The sequence below is a fragment of the Chloroflexota bacterium genome, assembly GCA_016197225.1.
Taxonomy (GTDB): Bacteria; Chloroflexota; Anaerolineae; order Anaerolineales; family VGOW01; genus VGOW01.
This window is the reverse complement of sequence record JACPWC010000124.1, coordinates 1-17,823: the sequence shown is the minus strand read 5'-3', so window position 1 is coordinate 17,823 and position 17,823 is coordinate 1. Positions and strand designations below refer to the sequence as shown.

The following is a 17,823-nucleotide window of genomic DNA, read 5'->3' as shown; positions in this document are numbered from 1 at the left end:
TTGTGATCAACTCACGAAGCAGTTATGCTTTCATCGTTCTTGTCGTGGCCGGGCTGGCGTTGCGGCTGATCGTAGCCTGGATGCCAATATCGGTCTTGGTCATACACACCCTGCCGGACGATGCCTTCATCTACTTCGTTATCGCCCGCAACCTCGCCGCCGGGCTGGGCGCTACGTTCGACGGCGTCGCGCCGACCAATGGCTTTCATCCGCTGTGGGCGTTGCTCCTCACGCCGATCTTTGGCGCGTTTTCGCGCGGCGACCTGCCGGTGCATTTGGCGTTGACGGTGAGCGCGGTTTGCGACACGGCGGCCGGCGCGCTGGCCGGGTGGGTCGTTTGGCGGGCAGTTGGCCCTGAGTTGCGTTCGCCGGCGGCGGTGATCGCAACGGCTTTGTATCTCTTCAACCCGCGCACCATTTTGGAATCAGTCAACGGATTGGAGACAGGGCTGGCGGCCCTGGCGCTGGCGGCCTGCGTGTTGGCCTGGCAGTTTCTTCGCGAGTTGCCAACCGCGAAGCGGGCGGCAGTTTTTGGCGGGCTGGCCGGACTGGCCGTGTTGGCCCGCAGTGATTTAGGTGTGATTGTGGCCGTGTTGTGGCCCGGACTGTTTACTCGCAAGATTCTGTTTGACGCAGATCGTGTTCTGGCTCTGCGACAGGGGTTGATCGCCGGGGTCGCCGCCGTGGTTGTGGTTAGCCCCTGGTTCCTCTGGAGCCAACTGCGCCTGGGGACGATGGCGCAATCTTCGGGCGCGGCGATCCCGTCGCTGGTGGCTTACGCGATTCAAAATTCCGATCCACAAAAGCTCTGGAATGGCCTGCTGTTTCCTGTCATCAACCTCAGCCTTCGTGACACGATCATTTATCCTGGCGCAAGCCTCATTCTGTTGGTCGTCAGCCTCATCCTTGTCTTGCGAGATCGAGCGCAAAACTCTAACTCTAACTATCTCTGGCTTCCAGTTCTTGGCGCTCTCCTCATCATCGTCATCCACACCTTCGTGCGCTGGTATCCACGCGGCTGGTATTTTGTGCCGCTGGCCTGGACGGTGGCGGTGGCGGTCGGCCCGGTGGCGGCGGCGGGGCTGAGAACACAGCTCGGGAAACGGGTGGCGGCTGGACTGTGGATCGGGCTGGGCGCCATCGTGATCGCGCAAGCGATCAAAACAATCAACGAGCCGGAATTGAAATGGCAGGCCGATATGGTGACCGGCGCGCAGTGGCTGAAGTCCAACACCGCGCCTGATGAAATTGTCGGCGCGTTCAACACCGGCATCTACGCTTACTACAGCGAGCGCCGCGTCATCAATCTCGACGGCCTGGTGGATTGGGGCGCGATTGAGGCGCGGCATGACAAGCGACTGCTGGATTATTTTGTCTCACGTGGCGGGGGGTTGCTGATTGATCATCGTGAGTACATCTGGAGCAGTTTTAGCCCGTTCTTTGGCGAACGCAGTTTGGAGTTGGTGGCCGAATTGCCCGTAGCCGATAAAACTTACGGGCCAATTGTCGTGTATCGGGTGCGCTGATGAAACTTGTTGATAGACAAAGGTTGAGTCGGCTGGCGGCGGGTTTGTTGCTGGTGGTTGTGGCGTTGGGCAACATCATCTTTCTCCACGATTTTTTTACGGCGCGTTTTCCGGGCGGCAACGATTCAATCCCGCGCTGGGTGGGGTCGTTGGCCTGGTTCTCGGAAGGGCTAAACCCGTACAGCGATGAGGTGACGGATCGGGCGCAGGAGATGATTTACGGGCGGCGGGCCCGCCCCGAGGAGGACAAACAACGGTTCGTCTATCCGTTTTACACCGTGTTCTTTTATTTGCCTCTGCTTTGGCTCAACTATGAGTGGGCGCGAGCGGTGGGCATGGTGCTTCTGGAAGTGTCGCTCATCCTTACCACGATTGTAAGTTTGCGAATGTATCAATGGAAGCCGCCGTCGTGGTTGCTGGCGTTGACGGTGATCTGGGCCGTCATTTTTTATCATGGCGCGCGCACCATTATTCTCTGGCAGATGGCGGGCGTGGTGGCGGTGTTGATCGCGGTCGGGTTGTGGGCTGTCAAAGAGCGGCGAGACGTGCTGGCCGGGGTGTGCCTGGCTCTGGCGACTATCAAACCACAAATGACGTTTCTGCTGTTGCCCCTGCTCGGCCTCTGGAGTCTCTCGGCCCGGCGCTGGCGGCTGGCGGCTTCACTGGCGATGAGCATGGCGGTCCTGGTCGGCGGCTCCTTCCTGCTCCTGCCGGGCTGGCTGAACGACATGCAACGCCAACTGGCCGATTACACAAACTACACGCATATCGGCTCGCCCATCAACATTCTGACGCAAACGGTTTTCCCTTTTCTGGGCCAGCCGGTAGAATGGGCGCTCGTGACGATTCTGACAGTCTGGCTTATATGGGAATGGTGGGGCGTCCGCCGCGACGATGGCGGGCGGTTTGACTGGGTGCTGGCCCTGACGCTGGTGGCGACGAACCTGATTGTGACTCGAACGGCGACAACCAATTACGTGATGATGTTACCGGCGCTGATTTACCTCTTTGTCTTGGCCGCCCGAGCTTATGGCCCAAAAGCCCATTTATGGATCGCTCTGACCGAAATTGTGCTTCTAGTTGGCATGTGGGTTGTGTTTGTAGTTACAGTCCAGGGGCGGGAGGAGCAATGGCCGGTGTATTTGCCCCTGCCGTTTGGATTGTTATTAGGATTGATGATGTATCGTCGGAACACAATCCACCTGTGAAACTTTCAAGCACATCGCGCTCAAAAGAACGATGGTGGGTCATAAAAGTGGCGCTTATCACTGTCGCCATAACCTATGTGCCTTATCTGGCGGGATGGTATCGGCAAACTTCAGAGCTTAGGTTCACCGGCACTCTTTTCAATTCAATAGATGCTAACGTTTATCTGGCCATCCTACAACAAGGCTGGCGCGGCGCCTGGTTGATGACCTTGCCTTATTCGGTAGAGGCGCATTCGCCTATGTTCCTGTATGAGTTTTACATTGTACTGGGGCAGATCAGCCGAGTCTCGGGTTTGTCACCGATGGTTGGTTATCATTTAGCGCGCGGCTTGGGCGGCTTGTGGATGTTGTGGGCCGCCTATGATTATCTGTCGGCGCATGTCGCCTGGCGGGCGGCGCGGAAGATTGCCTACTTACTGGTGTGTATCGGGTCGGGCCTTGGCTGGTTGATGCAGGTTGTAATGCCGGTCGGCCCTGAAGGTATCTCCGGGATCGATTTGTGGTTGATGGATGCTTTCGCGTTTTTCTCGATCCTGCTTGTGCCGCACTTTGCAATCGCCTGGGCGCTAATGTTGACCCTGCTCACAAGCATTCACCGCTCTGCGTTTTCGCCGAAACCCAAATTGCTATTGATTGCCTTTGGCGTAGGATTGGCGCTGACTGTGGTACATCCCAAAATCGTCCCCGGGGCAGGGATCATAGCTTTTGTCTGTGCCATCCTGCTTGCATGGAAGAGGCGAGAGCGTGCCGTTACGATTTTCAGCGTATTGGGTGCGGCAGGCGCCGGGGTTGCTCCAGTTGCGCTCTACTATGCTTTTGCGCTTCGGACCGACTCTGTATTTGCGGCGCTGGCGCGGCAAGACATTACCCTGTCGCCTCCATTCCAATACTATGCCCTGGGTTTTGGAGTTAGCAGTTTGCTGGCCTGTTTCGGGCTGGTATGCGTGTTGCGAAGAATGCGCTTGCCCGAGTTGCCGTTAGTAGCCTGGTTGATCATAGGCGGGGTAATGCTTTATGCGCCGGTGCAAATCCAACGACGGTTCATTATGGGCTTGCAAGTTCCATTGGCCGGTTTGGCCGGAATTGGCCTGACCGCAGTTGTATTGCCGGCATTGAAACGCTCCCGTTTTTCCCGGTGGCTGGCGCGGCGTTATCACCCGCGACGCTTCAGATTACTGATGATAAATCTGATACTGGCCCTGGCCGCGATCTCCAATATTTTGCTGGTGACAGGCTATACCCTTTCGGCCTGGTTTCGTTCGCCAGCAATGTTTGTGCCTGCCGGTGTTGCCCAAGCCGCCGACTGGCTTGGCCGCGAATCCCATGTTGACGATTTAACGCTTGCCGCTTACGAAACTGGGAATTACATTTCAGCTCGCAGCGGAGCGCGCACTTGCATCGGCCATTGGAATTTGACGATAGATTTCTATGCCAAGCAGGATGCCGTCTTTCAGATATTCGATGCTGGTACGAGCAATGCCCGGCGAGAACAATTCGTTCGCTCAATGGGTTGTCGCTTTTTGTTCTATGGCCCTGCCGAACGTCAGTTGGGGGCTTTCGACCCGGCCACAGCCCCTTATCTTAAATTTGCCTTTTCCACCTCGAATGTGGAAATTTACGAACTAAGACCTCAGCGGTGAACCTTGCGTGTCACCGTCCATCCGATTCGTGTCAGGCTGATTTATTATCATGTCTGTGAAGCGCTCTGAAAAGGTCTGGGTGGTTATGACCAGCCTTCTGGTTCTGCTGATATCGTCAGCGCCGATCATTGCCGGCTACATTAGCCAAACCCCGGATCAAGTTTTCATCGGCGCTGTGTACGACTTCCCCGATTACAACGTCCACTTGGCCAGCATCCAAACCGGCTTGCGCGGTTCGTGGCAGTATCCGCTTCTGCATTCGTCGGAAATAATTCCTCAAGCCTACGTCAAGACGTTTTACATTGCCGTTGGGCAGGCGGGTCGCATCTTGCCTCTGCCGCCGCCGGCGTTGTTCGAAATGGCGCGTTGGCTATTTGGCCTGTGGGCCTTGTTCACTATGTACGCGTTTGCTGCGCGCTTCTTGTGGTCAGTTGCCTTGCGGCGCATTGCGTTCCTCGTCTTCGCTCTCGGTTCCGGGCTGGGTTGGCTGATGTTGATCTTCGGCTGGCAACCGGACCGCGACGTAGTCGCCCTTGATTTCTGGCTGATCGATCTTTATGGCTTCTTCAGCCTCATGGTCTTTCCACACTTTTCAGCAGTCTTCGCGTTGATGTGGACAACGGCGCTATCTTTTCTTGTTTTTTGGCAAAAGGGCGATCAGCGATGGCTAGTCGTCGGACTGGTGACAATCGTGATGGTTCAAGCCATTCAACCTTTTGCGCCGCTGATCGTGGATTTGGGATTGGCGGGATATGTTGTCTGGGGTTGGTTGAGTAAGCGCAGATTGGTGTGGCGCGAATTTTGGAGTCTGGCCGCGCTCGTTGCCGTTCATTTGCCCTTACTTATTTATTCGGCCACTGTCTTTCGTCACCCAGTGTGGCAAAGCTTTGCCAGGCAAAATCAACAATTCATCTCTTCTCCGCCGCCAATTTACTATCTTTTGGGCGTGGGCCTGCCCGGCGCGTTGGCGGTCTGGGGCGCGTGGCATGTCATTCGCCGCCGGTCGGGGGAAGGGCGTTTGTTATTGGCCTGGATCATTGCCGTGATGATTCTGATCTATCTGCCGACAAATTTCCAGCGCCGCTTCACCGAAGGTGTGATGGGGCCGCTGGCCGTGTTAGCCGCCATTGGCTTGGGCAATGGCCTCTTGCCTCAGCTACGACGGTTGAACGGCCTCAAACAGTGGTTGGCCAGAGTCGGCTACCCTTACCGGCGGGCGCGTGGGCTACTCATCATTCTTGTCGTCGTCTTTTCCGCTCAGTCAACACTTTATCTTACGTTTGGCGGCGCATTGCCAGCCCTGGCTCGTTCGCCAAAGATTTTTGTTTCGGCAGATGTGACTCAGGCCATTGACTGGCTAGGCCAAAATTCTGACTGGCAGGACGTTGTATTTTCAGCCGAGCGAACCGGCAATCTTATCCCGGCCCGAATCGGGCATCGAGTTTACCTGGGCCATCCAATTGAGACGGCTTATTACACGCTGAAGGTAGAGCAGGCGGCAAAGTTCTTTGGCGGGCCAATGACCGACGACGAGCGGCGAGCCGTGCTGGCCGCCTGCGCCTGTCGCTACGTATTCTACGGCCCGGTAGAAAAAGAGCTTGGCGGTTTTCAACCGCCCGTTTTTTTGCAACCAGTTTTTACGAATGAGCTGACGACTATTTATGAAGTGCAAGATGGGCCGTAGAATTTTGCCGTTCGGCGTTTTGTTGCTGGCGTTCACCTTGCGCTCGGTCGCCCTCAACACGCGCCCGCTGTGGTACGACGAAGCGTTTGCCGTGCTGTTTGCCGAGAAGGGTTTTAGCGCCATGCTGGCTGGCACGCTCACGCCAGTTGCGGGCGCGGCGTCCGACGTTCACCCAGTTGCTTATTACACTGCCCTCAAGGGTTGGATGCAGGTCTTTGGAGGGTCGCCATTTTCTGCCAGACTGCTGTCCGTGTTTGCCGGATTGCTGACGGTGGCCGTTGCTTACGCGATTGGGCGGCGATTGTTCAACGGTTGGGCCGCCACTGTCGGGATGTTGATTGTGGCGGTTTCACCGTTTCAGGTGTATTACGTGCAAGAGACTCGAATGTATGCGCCGTTGACGTTGTTCTGCGCCCTCACTGTCCTCTTTTTCCTCTACGCGGCACGGAATACGCAATACCAAATACGCAATTGGCTTGGCCTTGCTCTGAGTGCCGCGCTGGCGGTGTATATGCAAAACCTGGCGGCGTTCTTCCTGCTGGCGTTTGGGTTGAGCACCTTGCGCCGCCCGAAAGTATTTGCGAAAATGGCGGCGGCGGGCGTGGCGGCCTTTGCTTTGTGGTTGCCCTGGTTCCTCAACCTGCCGGGGCAGTTCGCCAAACTTCAACAGGCCTACTGGGTAACGCGCCCCGATTTTGTGACGCTTCTGCAGACCTTGTTGGTCTATCATGCCGGAGAGGAATTGGTGGCGGCGCGAGCTTTGTTGCCATTGGCTTTGTTCACAGCTGTTGTATTGCCTGTTTTTCTGGGATGGCAAATTCTTAAACAGCGGCGGGAAGCTTCAACAAAAAACGCGCTGTGGCTGACGGCTTTGGCTGTCGGCACGCCGCTTTTGTTGTTCCTGGCCTCACTCTATCAGCCTGTTTACATTCAACGCGCGCTCCTGCCTGCTTCGTTGACGTATTCCATCGCGCTTGGCTGGTTGCTGGCAGAGGCGGCGATGCCGACCTTGATCCGTATCGTGTTGGGCGGCCTGCTGGCAGTTACGGCCATCGCCGGGCTGTGGGCGCACTACACCTTCGCCCGATTCCCACGCCCGGACTTTCCAGCCGCTGTCGCCTTCCTCCGGCAAAGCGCCGGGCCGGGTGATGTGATTCTGCACAGCAACAAGCTCACGTTTTTGCCAATGCACTATTATGATCGCGCGCTGGCGCAATCGTTTCTCGCCGACCCGCCTGGTTCGGGCAGTGACACGCTGGCCCTGCCAACGCAAAAGGTGCTGGGGCTGTTTGCGGTGAATGATGCAGAGGCGGCGACACGAGGAGCGGGGCGGGTGTGGTTCGTCATCTTTGATCGGGCGATTGAGGAGGCTACGCCGGAGCAACATCCGCATTTGGCGTGGTTAGAGTCGCAATATGCCTTGCGCAACACGACCCATGTTGGCGACTTGCGTGTCTATGAGTTCGTGAAGCGTTGAAGGTAACGCTCGATGCCTCGCCGCGATCTTTTCTTCCTCTTCTTCCTGGCGTTGATCTTCAATTTTGCCCTCGCCTCGTTCGTCTCCGGGCCGTGGTACGTGGACGATGCCTATTATTTCGGCGGCGCGTTGCGGCTGGCGAGTGGGGAGGGCTTCACTGAGCCGTATTTGTGGAATTATCTTGGCAACCCAACGGCATTACCTCAACCCAGCCATCTATACTGGATGCCGCTTACCTCCATCATTGCCGCACTCTCGATGATGGCTTTTGGGCAGTCGTTCGCGGCGGCGCGCCTGCCGCTCATCCTCATCGCCAGCCTCCTCCCACTGATCACTTATCACTGTTCACTACTCACCACCGGCCTCCGCCGTCATGCCCTCGCCGCCGGACTGCTTGCCATCTTTTGCGGCTTCTATGCAATCTACTGGGGAACGACGGACTCGTTTGCGCTGTATGCGGTCGTGGTCAGTTTAACTTTTGTCGCCTTGTGGCGAGGATTGGAGATTGGGGATTGGAGGTTAGTTATTGCGGCGGGGGCGTGCGCCGGGCTGGCGCACCTCACGCGGGCGGATGGGGTGTTGGTGTTGTTGCTCTTAGTCTTGTGGACAATTGGTCAGGAGTTGTTCGGCGGCAAGGGACGGTCATTCGTCATTCGTCATTCGTCATCCGTCGTTGTCGGCTACCTGCTCGTCATGCTCCCCTGGTTCATCCGCAACTTCATTGTTGCTGGCTCGCCGTTCGGCGTGGGCGGGGCGGGAACATTGTGGTTGATTGAATATAACGACATCTTCAACTACCCGCCAAACTTGACTCCGGCGCGATATTTTGCGGCGGACTGGAGCGTGATTCTCGACGGCAAACTTCAATCTCTAATTTCCAATCTCCAAACCATCGTCGCCGTGCAGGGAATGATTTTCCTCACACCGCTGATCGCCATTGGCTTGTGGCAATTGCGGAAGCACATGCTCTATCGAATCGTGACACTGTATGCGGTTTTGCTGTACGCGGCGATGACGTTCGCCTTCAGCCTTCCAGGCATGCGAGGCGGCCTATTTCACTCTGGGGCGGCGCTGATGCCATTTTATTTTCCGGCGGCCCTCATCGGGCTGGACGCCACGATTGATTGGATCGCCGCCCGCCTCAAACACTGGAAGCCCGAAGTTGCCAAGCGCAATTTCACCGTCCTCGTCGTTGCGCTTGCGGCCACGCTTACCCTTGCTTTGACAATTCCACGCCTGAGCGGATCGGGCGAAGATTCGATGTTTGCCCTCCTGCGCGATCTGCCTCGGGAGGCAGTGGTGATGAGCAACAACCCGCCGGGCGTGTGGGTTGCGACGGGCCATCCCGGCATCCCGTTGCCCAACGGTGACGGGGACACCGTGATCGCCCTCGCCGATCAATTCAACGTCCGCTACATCGTCATGGATCAAAATATCACGCCCGGCTTAATTCCGCTGTATGAAAATGATGGCACAGAGTGGCTTCGATTGATCAGGCGCGAAGGCGATGTGAAATTGTTTGAGGTCATACGATGAAGAGAGATTGGGCGTTGATTGGTTTGGGAGTGGCCTCTGCTGTCGGGTACGCCGCCGCCGCGTGGGCGGCGGGCGCCGTTGGCTTCCCGCTGGACGACGCCTGGATACATCAAACGTATGCGCGTAATTTGGGTTGGCATGGCCAGTGGGCATTCATTCTGGGGCAACCGTCGGCCGGGTCAACCTCACCGCTGTGGACGATGTTGCTGGCGCTCGGTTACGCTTTGCGAATTGATTACGCCTGGTGGACGCTGGGCCTCAATTCGGTCTTGCTCGGCGTGACAGCCTGGCTTGTGGGGCGAGTTGGCAACTCGTTCTACCTTGGGGCGCTGGCGGCAATCGAGTGGCACCTGGTTTGGGCAGCGGCTTCTGGAATGGAGACCGCCTTATTTTGCGCGTTGACGCTGGGAGCATGGCTCGCGGCAGTTGCGGGCGCAACCCGCTCCCACGCTTTGGCTGGAATGTTGATCGGGTTGGCAGTTTGGACGAGGCCGGACGGGTTGACGTTGTTGCCGTTTGTAGCGTTGGTGATCTGGGTTAGGGGAGGCCGCCTCAGGCAATTGGCCTCATTTGTAGTCGGGGCCGCTGTTGTTGTCATCCCCTACTTTCTCTTCAACTTTGCCTTGAGCGGTCAGGTCTGGCCGAACACGTTTTTTGCCAAGCAGGCCGAGTACGCAATCCTGCGTGAGCTTCCATTGTGGCAAAGGCTTCTTTCAATTTTCTCGGCGCCCTTCGTGGGCACGCTGGCGTTGTTGTGGCCGGGCCTGTTCACCAAAGATCGCCAGCGCCTGCTGATGTTGGGTTGGGCGACCACCTTCTTAGTGGCTTATGCGTTACGCCTGCCGGTGACTTATCAGCATGGGCGTTATTTGATTCCCGTCATTCCGATTCTCATCGTCGTGGGTGGAGGCGGGGCGGGGGATTGGGTGCAAGTGACGACGTCCACGCTGTGGCGGCGGGTGGTCAGCCGGGCATGGGTGCTAACGGTGGGCGTCGTCGCCATTGCATTTTGGCTCATCGGCCTGCGCGCATTAATCGCCGATAACCGGATCATCAACAGCGAGATGGCGGCAACGGCGAAGTGGGTAGCGTCCAACATTTCGCCCGGCACGTTGATAGCCGCTCATGATATTGGCGCGCTGGGCTATTTTGCTGATGTACAGTTGGTAGATTTAGCCGGACTGGTCTCGCCAGAAGTCATTCCGTACGTAGGCAACGACTCTCGATTGTGGGCTTTTGTGCAAAGTAGCGGCGCAAAGTATTTCATCAATTATCCGGGTTGGTGCCCGGCTTTCATTTCTGACGAGAAGCTGAAACTGGTATTTCAGACCGGGCCGCTTTGCGAGGTTGGCATCCCTCACATGGCCGTTTTTGCCCTTGAAATCCGTTAGGGTGCGCTCGCGTTTGCGCGCCGCCTAACGCTTGTGCTATACTCGTGTACCATGAGAATAAATACCTATCTGATTGCAGGTGGAGCATTTCATGGATAAGGCTGGCCTTCTAATAATTGATGATCATCCATTGTTTCGCCAGGGGTTGCGTGACCTGTTGCGTTCGGAGTCTGACCTGGTTGTGGTGGGCGAGGGGGCAGACGGCAAAGAAGCCCTGGAGCTTATTGCCTCTCTCAACCCCGATGTAGTTTTGATGGATATTAATTTGCCGGGGATGAACGGCTTGCAGGTTACTCGGCATATTAAGTCTGACCGCCGCAAGATCAACGTCATCATGCTCACAGCTTACGACGACTCGGAGCAGGCTCTGCACGCCTTCCGGGCCGGGGCGGCGGCGTACTGCCCGAAGGACGTTGAACCGACAAAACTGGTGGAAGTCATTCGCCAGGTTTTGCGCGGCCACTATGTCGTTGGCGATCAATTGTTTGACCGCGAGGGCATTGAAAGCTGGATGGACAAGGGCGTGAGCCAGATCAATCGCCCCTATGTTGACGACTCCCAGGAGCTATTTTCCCCGCTCTCGCCGCGAGAGATGCAAATTCTTCAGTATGTGACACGCGGCTTGAGCAACAAAGAAATTGCCTTTGCGCTAGGCATTAGCCATCAAACTGTCAAGAACCACATGACTGCGATATTGCATAAATTGGATGTTGAAGATCGCACCCAGGCGGCGGTTTATGCCCTGCGCCACGGTTGGGTGCGCCTTCAAGACTCGAAAGCTTAGCACGGAGTCGGAGCGACAATGGCCGGTAACGGTTTGCAAGAACTCATGGATTTCACTCGTGAAGAGGTAGAACGCACTCAGCGCGAGATGCGTGAAATTGCCCTGCTGGTGGAACAGAGCCGGGGCGAAGTGGATAAGCTGGCGCAACGCAACGCCACCATCAACAACCACTTGCGCCAGCTCCAGCAGAACTTCGATACGGTGCCGCGCAACGACATCAAGAATACGTACGATGCGGTTTTGGACGCCCAGCAAAGATTGTTTACGATGCGAGGCCAGCTTGAAAAACTTCAGAGCGATCAGGTCAGCCTCGACCGCTACGCAAAATACCTCAACACCGTTTTGGAAAACCTGGGGAATATCGCGCCTGGGGCTATGATGAAAGGGGCGGCCGCCTCTGCGCCCGGAGCCATCGGCGTCAGTGGCGGCACTGACCTGATCGTTCGCATCATTGACGCTCAGGAGGCCGAACGTCAGCGTATCTCAAAAACAATGCATGACGGTCCGGCCCAGTCTCTCACCAACTTTGTCCTGCAAGCCGAGATCGTCACGCGCCTGTTCGATAGCAACCCCGAACAAGCCCGTATCGAACTTCAGAATTTGAAAACGACGGCCACCTCCACATTTCAACGCGTGCGTGAGTTCATTACCGAACTCAGACCCATGATGTTGGATGACTTGGGACTGGTGCCAACCGTTCGCAGGTACGTCAAGGCATTTGAAGAGAAAAGTGGTATCCAGACCACGTTGACCATTACCGGCGAAGAACGGCGATTTGAACCGCATCGAGAAGTGCTGGCCTTCCGCGGCGTTCAAGAACTGTTGAGCAATGCTCGTGAGCATTCTCAGGGTAATCAAATTCGGGTGACGTTGGATATTGACGATCTTCGGGTGCGAATCACCGTTGAAGATAATGGCAAAGGCTTTGACGTTGCCGCCGCGCTGGTTCCCGAGCAAAAGCATATTGGGTTGAACACCCTGAAGGAAAAAGCCGAACTATTAGGCGGACAATTGCAGATTGACAGCACACTAGGGCAGGGCACAAGAGCCGCGCTTGAAATTCCGGTTGGCAGCATTAATGCTCTTATGTAGCTTTGCGCTCACCGTAGTCCTATTGCACTGTTGCTGATTTGCATTATAATTTTTTGGTGGTTGTATGTACAAACTTGAAACGAAAGGAGGTGAAAGCAAATGTTGTTTATCCCGAAGGAAAAAGGGCAAGGCTTGGTAGAATATGCGTTGATTCTTGTTTTGGTGGCCGTCGTTGTTATCGTCATTCTGGCGTTGCTCGGCCCGGCTATCGGTAACGTGTTCTCGAATATCGTTTCTAACATCTAACCATATTAGATGCTAGGCACATAGCCAATTGCCCAAAGTAGAGCCTCATCCCAACCGGGTGAGGCTCTATGTCTTAATCCTGAGAAAATCTGGCGGGCTGGCCGGGGCGGCGCTGGTTCGCTTGACTTTTCAACTGATCAAAGTATCATACTCCCTGTCGCAGGCTGTAAATCTGCTCTATAAGGAGGATGGAATGCAACGTGGTCGTTTGCTAATCTTGATAGGTCTCTTATTATTACTGGCTACTGTCGCGTTAGTTGTAGTCTTGTTCGGGCAGGGCATATTTAACCCTGGTGGGGGTGAGCCAACTCCCCCTGCTGTCGAAGGACAGACACAGGTCGCGCCGGTTGAGGTGACTCAAATTGTGATTGCGGTTCAGCCTTTGCCGCGCGGCCAACCCATTCCGGCTGAGGCCCTGGGGCTTGCGCCCTGGCCAGTAGAAGCCAGGCCAACCACCGCTATTACCGACACGGCCCTGGTCATCGGCAAGCTGGCTCGCTACGACATCGAACGCGGCGAACCGGTTTTGACCACGTTAATTTCTGATGGGCCTGATGGGTTAAGTTCAATCGGGTCAGATGCCGCACTGCGGATACCGCCCGGTCAGGTGGCGCTGGCCGTCCCACTGAACCGGCTTTCGGGCGTTGGCTACGCCTTGCAGGAAGGCGATCATCTGAATGTGTTGGTGTCGTTGTTGTTTGCAGACCTTGAAGAGGCCACCCAGACCATCACCCCAAGCACCGCCTCTTTGTTCACCAACGTCACTGCAGACCCTCTGACGGGCGCAACCACGTTCGCATTGCAACCCATTGGCGTTGAAGGGCAGGTTAAGTTCAGCGAAGGGGAAGGCGGGCTTACGATCCCGTTCTTTGTCCAGCCGTCCGAAGAACAGCGCCCGCGTTTGGTGGTTCAGCAAATTGTGCAGGATGCAGTTGTGTTGGGGGTTGGTAATTTTCAAGAGCTGGCAGACAATGAGCCAACACCTACGCCGTTGCCCGAAGGCACCGCGCCGCCGCCCCCGACTCCGGTTCCCCCGCCAGACATCATCACCCTGATCGTGTCGCCTCAGGACGCCGTCGTGTTGACCTACTTCCTGGATTCGAAGGCCCGCTTTACATTTGCCTTGCGAGCCGCCGGCGATACCACTCGTGTGGACACGGAGAGCGTGACATTGCAATACACCATTGAACGTTTCCGCATTTCAGTTCCGACACAATTGCCGTATGGGGTTCAGCCGGCAGTGCGCGATGTCAATCCGCCGGTGCTGCCTAACGACAACCCTCCGGTTATTATTCCCTTGCCTGATGGCACTTTCGTGTGCCTGGGAACCGGGTGTCCGTAGTCTAGTTCGTTACTTGTCATGCACAGCATTCTGCCCAAAAAGTGGAATGCTGTGCATTGAGTTTTACTGAGGTCGTTTAGAGACGATATGCCTCCTGGTCAAAAAATCAATGTGCTCATCGTTGATGATAGCGTTGAGTTTCGAGAAAACATAAAGAAACTGCTTCAGTTCGAGGCGGATATTGAGATCGTCGGCATGGCAAAGACCGGCCGGGAAGCCGTTGCGGCCGCCAAAGAGAAACGCCCCAACGTCGTGCTGATGGACATTAATATGCCGGACATGGACGGCATTACCGCGACCGAACTCATCGTCAAGGATGTGCCTTCAGCGCAAATCATTATTTTGTCGGTTCAGGGCGATCAAGATTACTTCCGGCGAGCCATGATCGCCGGGGCGCGCGATTTCTTGAACAAGCCGCCGTCTGGTGACGAGTTGATCAGCGCCATTCGCCGCTCTTACGAGATCAGCAAATCGCGAATTACGCCGGTGGTGGCCCAGTCAGCGCCGGGCGCAGGCGCTTCGGCGGCGGTGGCCACCGAAGGGAAAATCATTGCCGTTTACAGCGCCAAAGGCGGGGTGGGTTGCACGTTGCTGGCAACCAATCTGGCGCTGGCGCTTCATTCCGAAGAAACCAGGACGTTGTTGATTGATTGTAATCTCCAGTTTGGTGACCTGGCCGTTTTTCTGAATCTGAAGACCCAGCACAACGTCATCGAAATCTTCGAGCGGGCAGAAGAGCTGGATCAGGATTTTATCGCCAGCGTGACCATGCCTCACAACTCAGGGCTGAAGGTGTTGTTGGCGCCCTCCAGCCCGGAGCAGGCCGATGTGGTCACGGCGGCCCAGGTGAAAAAAGCCCTGGAAGCGTTGCGCCATCAATATGCTTATGTCATTGTTGATACCTCATCAGCCCTGACAGATATCATCCTCTCAATTTTCGATGTTTCAGATAAAATCGTTCTGGTGACAACACCAGACATTCCAGCCATCAAAGATGCCCGTATTTTTTTTGATCTGGTTGAGGCGTTGAACTACCCGGCTGACCGGGTGATGTTCGTTCTGAACAAAGTGGACAAACGCGGCGGCATCACGGCGGCGAATATTCAGGATTCAATCAAGCATGAAATTGTGGCCCAGATTCCGCTGGACGATCGTGTCCTGTATTCGATCAACAACGGCGTCCCAATCGTCGTCAATGGCCGCAACCTTCCGATCGCACAAGCCATTGTTGACATGGCCAACAAACTGAAGGCCAGCTTTATGCCGGTGGTTGAAAAGGACGCACCTTCTCAAGCGGCAACGGCGAGCGACGAAAAGAGCAAGAAGCCTGCTCCCCGCCGGCTGTTTGGGGGATAGTCTTGCCCGGTGTTAAACCTGGTGAGGAAAGGTGATGAGGCGTGTCATTACTAAAACGCATTGGTCAAACGGCATCCCAGCAATCTCCGGGAGCGCAACCCTCGGCGCCCGGCGGCGCTCCAAGCGGTGAACAAGCCTCGAAGCTGGGTGAACTTCGAATGCGCCGGACGGAGGCGCCCGCTGGCGGCCAGGCGGCGTCGAAGGACAATTATCTCGATCTCAAAACACGGGTGCAAAACAAGCTTCTGCAACAGCTCGACCCGTCCATGGATGTGACGCGCACCGCCGAAGTTCGAAAGACGATTGAAGACCTTTACGAGTCGATCCTCAACGAAGAAAACATCATCCTGGCCCGGGCTGAACGCAAACGCCTTTTTGAACAGATCGTAGCCGAAATTCTCGGCTTTGGGCCGCTGGAGCCTTTGTTGAGCGATGAGAGCATCACCGAAGTCATGGTCAACGGGTCCAAGAATCTGTACGTTGAACGGAAAGGCAAGTTACACCGGGTTCCGGTGACATTTGAAAGCGATGAACACCTGATGCGGATCATTGACCGCATCGTCGCCCCGTTAGGCCGCCGCATTGACGAGTCCAGCCCCTACGTAGACGCCCGCCTGCCCGATGGTTCCCGCGTGAACGCGGTAATCCCGCCCATCTCATTGGTCGGGCCAACTTTGACCATCCGGAAGTTTGCCAAGAAACCGATCACTGTCGAGCAATATATTGGCTTTGGGGCAATTACGCCTGAGGCGATGGAGTTCATGAAGGCCTGCGTGATTGCCCGCCTGAACATTGTGGTGTCGGGCGGCACCGGCTCCGGCAAGACGACTTTCCTCAATATCCTCTCCGGTTTCATTCCGGCCGACGAACGTATTCTGACCATTGAGAACGCGGCCGAGTTGCAGTTGCGCCAGGAGCATGTGGTGACGCTGGAGTCCAGGCCGGCCAATATTGAAGGCAAGGGCGAGGTCACCATTCAGCATCTGGTGGTGAATGCTTTGCGTATGAGGCCCGATCGCATCGTCGTCGGCGAGATTCGTGACGAGGCGGCTCTGGACATGCTCCAGGCCATGAACACCGGCCACGACGGCTCAATGACGACGGCCCACTCCAACGGCCCGCGCGACACTTTGTCCCGCCTTGAAACCATGACCCTGATGGCTGGCATGGACTTGCCCATTCGCGCCATTCGCGAGCAAATCTCGTCGGCGGTCAATGTGATCTGCCACCTGGAGCGGTTGCGCGACGGCTCGCGAAAGGTGACGGCCATTGCCGAAGTCCAGGGCATGGAAGGCGACATCATCACCACCACTGACATCTTCATCTTTGAACAAACCGGCATTGAAAATGGCCGGGTGGTAGGGCGGTTACGACCGACTGGCCTTCGCCCCAAGTTTATGGATCGCATCGAGGCCGCCGGCCTGCAACTGCCGCCGTCCATCTTCGGCATCGGCGATCGGCACCGCTATTAAAGCAATTGGGCCATTGAGTTTCTTGCGGCCTAAGGAGGTTGGTTATGAATCCGTTATTGTTGACTATCGTCGCCTTTGGCGGTTTGTTGTCTATCGGAATGCTGACGTACGGCATTATCTCTTCGCGCGGTTCATCGTCAGTAGTTCAGGAGCGTTTGGGCCGCTATGCCGAGACCAACATTCAAGCTGTTGCGACTCAAGCTTCGCCCACCCCCAAACCCCGCCAAAGCCCGCTGGGCGAACGGCTGAACGAGGCTTTACGCAACCTCAGTTTCTTTAGCAAAGTGCAGGACAACTTAAACGCCGCTGACCTCAAGTTGAATGTCGGCGAGTTTTTTGCCTTTGCCGCGATCACGACCATCGCCGGCGTGTTGTTGGGCGTGATCGTCACAGTGTTCCCCGATTGTTCGGGGAGCCAGTTGGGTTTTCTTCAGTGCCTTCTAACCCGCAGCTATGTTGACGCGCTGGTGTTGGCCATCGTTGGCGGCGGCGCGGGGGCGTTTGTTCCCAATTTCTACGTAGGCTTCAAGAAAGGCTCACGCCTCAAGGCATTTGACGGCCAGCTTGGCGACACACTGAACCTGCTGGTCAACGCCCTGCGGTCAGGCTACAGCATTCTGCAAGCCATGGAAGCTGTAGGCAAGGAATTGCCGCCGCCGATCTCGGTCGAATTCAAACGGGTGGTGCAGGAAATTCAACTTGGCCTGCCCATGGAAACAGCCCTCGAGCACTTATTGGCCCGCATCAGCAGTGAAGACCTGGACCTGGTTGTGACGGCGATCAACATCCAACGCGAAGTCGGCGGCAACCTGGCCGAAATTCTGGACGTTATCTCCTTCACTATTCGCGAACGCATTCGTATCAAGGGTGAGATCGCCACGTTGACCTCCCAGGGCATGGCAACCGGTTATGCCATCACCGGCATGCCGTTTGCTCTGATGCTCCTGCTGTGGTTTGTCAACCGCCCTTACATCAACGAGTTCTTTAGCAAGCAAAATAACACGCCTATCCCTTGTGGTTGGATGATGCTGATCCTGGCCTTGATCATGATTGCCGTCGGCGGCGCGAT

Annotated in this window: 14 protein-coding genes; all 14 read left to right on the top strand. The window is 56.2% G+C overall.

Annotation, left to right across the window (positions count from 1 at the left end):
- The first annotated feature begins 2 nt into the window (after nt 1-2).
- Nucleotides 3-1,526, top strand: a complete 1,524-nt coding sequence (locus HYZ49_21020) for a glycosyltransferase family 39 protein (GenBank protein MBI3244768.1) — start codon at nt 3-5, stop codon at nt 1,524-1,526.
- A complete protein-coding gene (locus HYZ49_21015) occupies nt 1,526-2,734 on the top strand; it encodes a DUF2029 domain-containing protein (GenBank protein ID MBI3244767.1) in 1,209 nt (402 codons plus the stop codon). Before HYZ49_21020 ends, HYZ49_21015 begins: the two co-directional genes overlap by 1 nt.
- Nucleotides 2,656-4,374, top strand: coding sequence for a hypothetical protein (locus tag HYZ49_21010; protein MBI3244766.1), 1,719 nt, complete (start codon nt 2,656-2,658; stop codon nt 4,372-4,374). Before HYZ49_21015 ends, HYZ49_21010 begins: the two co-directional genes overlap by 79 nt.
- Before the next feature lie 85 nt (nt 4,375-4,459).
- Nucleotides 4,460-6,058 (top strand): hypothetical protein, encoded by a 1,599-nt coding sequence (locus HYZ49_21005; GenBank protein ID MBI3244765.1) that lies wholly within the window; start codon nt 4,460-4,462, stop codon nt 6,056-6,058.
- Complete coding sequence (locus tag HYZ49_21000; GenBank protein ID MBI3244764.1) at nt 6,048-7,535, top strand: glycosyltransferase family 39 protein; 1,488 nt, start codon at nt 6,048-6,050, stop codon at nt 7,533-7,535. The genes HYZ49_21005 and HYZ49_21000 overlap by 11 nt, the downstream gene beginning before the upstream one ends.
- A 12-nt stretch (nt 7,536-7,547) precedes the next feature.
- A complete protein-coding gene (locus HYZ49_20995; protein ID MBI3244763.1) occupies nt 7,548-9,071 on the top strand; it encodes a glycosyltransferase family 39 protein in 1,524 nt (507 codons plus the stop codon).
- The gene (locus tag HYZ49_20990; GenBank protein MBI3244762.1) at nt 9,068-10,462 is read left to right on the top strand and encodes a hypothetical protein; all 1,395 of its coding nucleotides are present in this window, start codon (nt 9,068-9,070) and stop codon (nt 10,460-10,462) included. Before HYZ49_20995 ends, HYZ49_20990 begins: the two co-directional genes overlap by 4 nt.
- A gap of 91 nt (nt 10,463-10,553) precedes the next feature.
- On the top strand, nt 10,554-11,246 hold the full coding sequence (locus HYZ49_20985; protein ID MBI3244761.1) for a response regulator transcription factor: 693 nt from the start codon (nt 10,554-10,556) through the stop codon (nt 11,244-11,246).
- An 18-nt stretch (nt 11,247-11,264) separates the two neighbouring features.
- Nucleotides 11,265-12,338, top strand: a complete 1,074-nt coding sequence (locus HYZ49_20980) for a sensor histidine kinase (GenBank protein ID MBI3244760.1) — start codon at nt 11,265-11,267, stop codon at nt 12,336-12,338.
- Nucleotides 12,339-12,437: 99 nt separating this feature from the next.
- A complete protein-coding gene (locus tag HYZ49_20975; protein ID MBI3244759.1) occupies nt 12,438-12,584 on the top strand; it encodes a Flp family type IVb pilin in 147 nt (48 codons plus the stop codon).
- 193 nt (nt 12,585-12,777) lie between these two features.
- Nucleotides 12,778-13,926: a Flp pilus assembly protein CpaB gene (gene cpaB / locus HYZ49_20970; protein MBI3244758.1), complete on the top strand. Its 1,149-nt coding sequence runs from the start codon at nt 12,778-12,780 to the stop codon at nt 13,924-13,926.
- 87 nt (nt 13,927-14,013) lie between these two features.
- Nucleotides 14,014-15,282 (top strand): response regulator, encoded by a 1,269-nt coding sequence (locus HYZ49_20965; protein ID MBI3244757.1) that lies wholly within the window; start codon nt 14,014-14,016, stop codon nt 15,280-15,282.
- 158 nt (nt 15,283-15,440) lie between these two features.
- Complete coding sequence (locus HYZ49_20960; protein MBI3244756.1) at nt 15,441-16,754, top strand: CpaF family protein; 1,314 nt, start codon at nt 15,441-15,443, stop codon at nt 16,752-16,754.
- 44 nt (nt 16,755-16,798) lie between these two features.
- Nucleotides 16,799-17,823: type II secretion system F family protein (locus tag HYZ49_20955; protein MBI3244755.1), on the top strand; the 1,025-nt coding region annotated here is incomplete at its 3' end.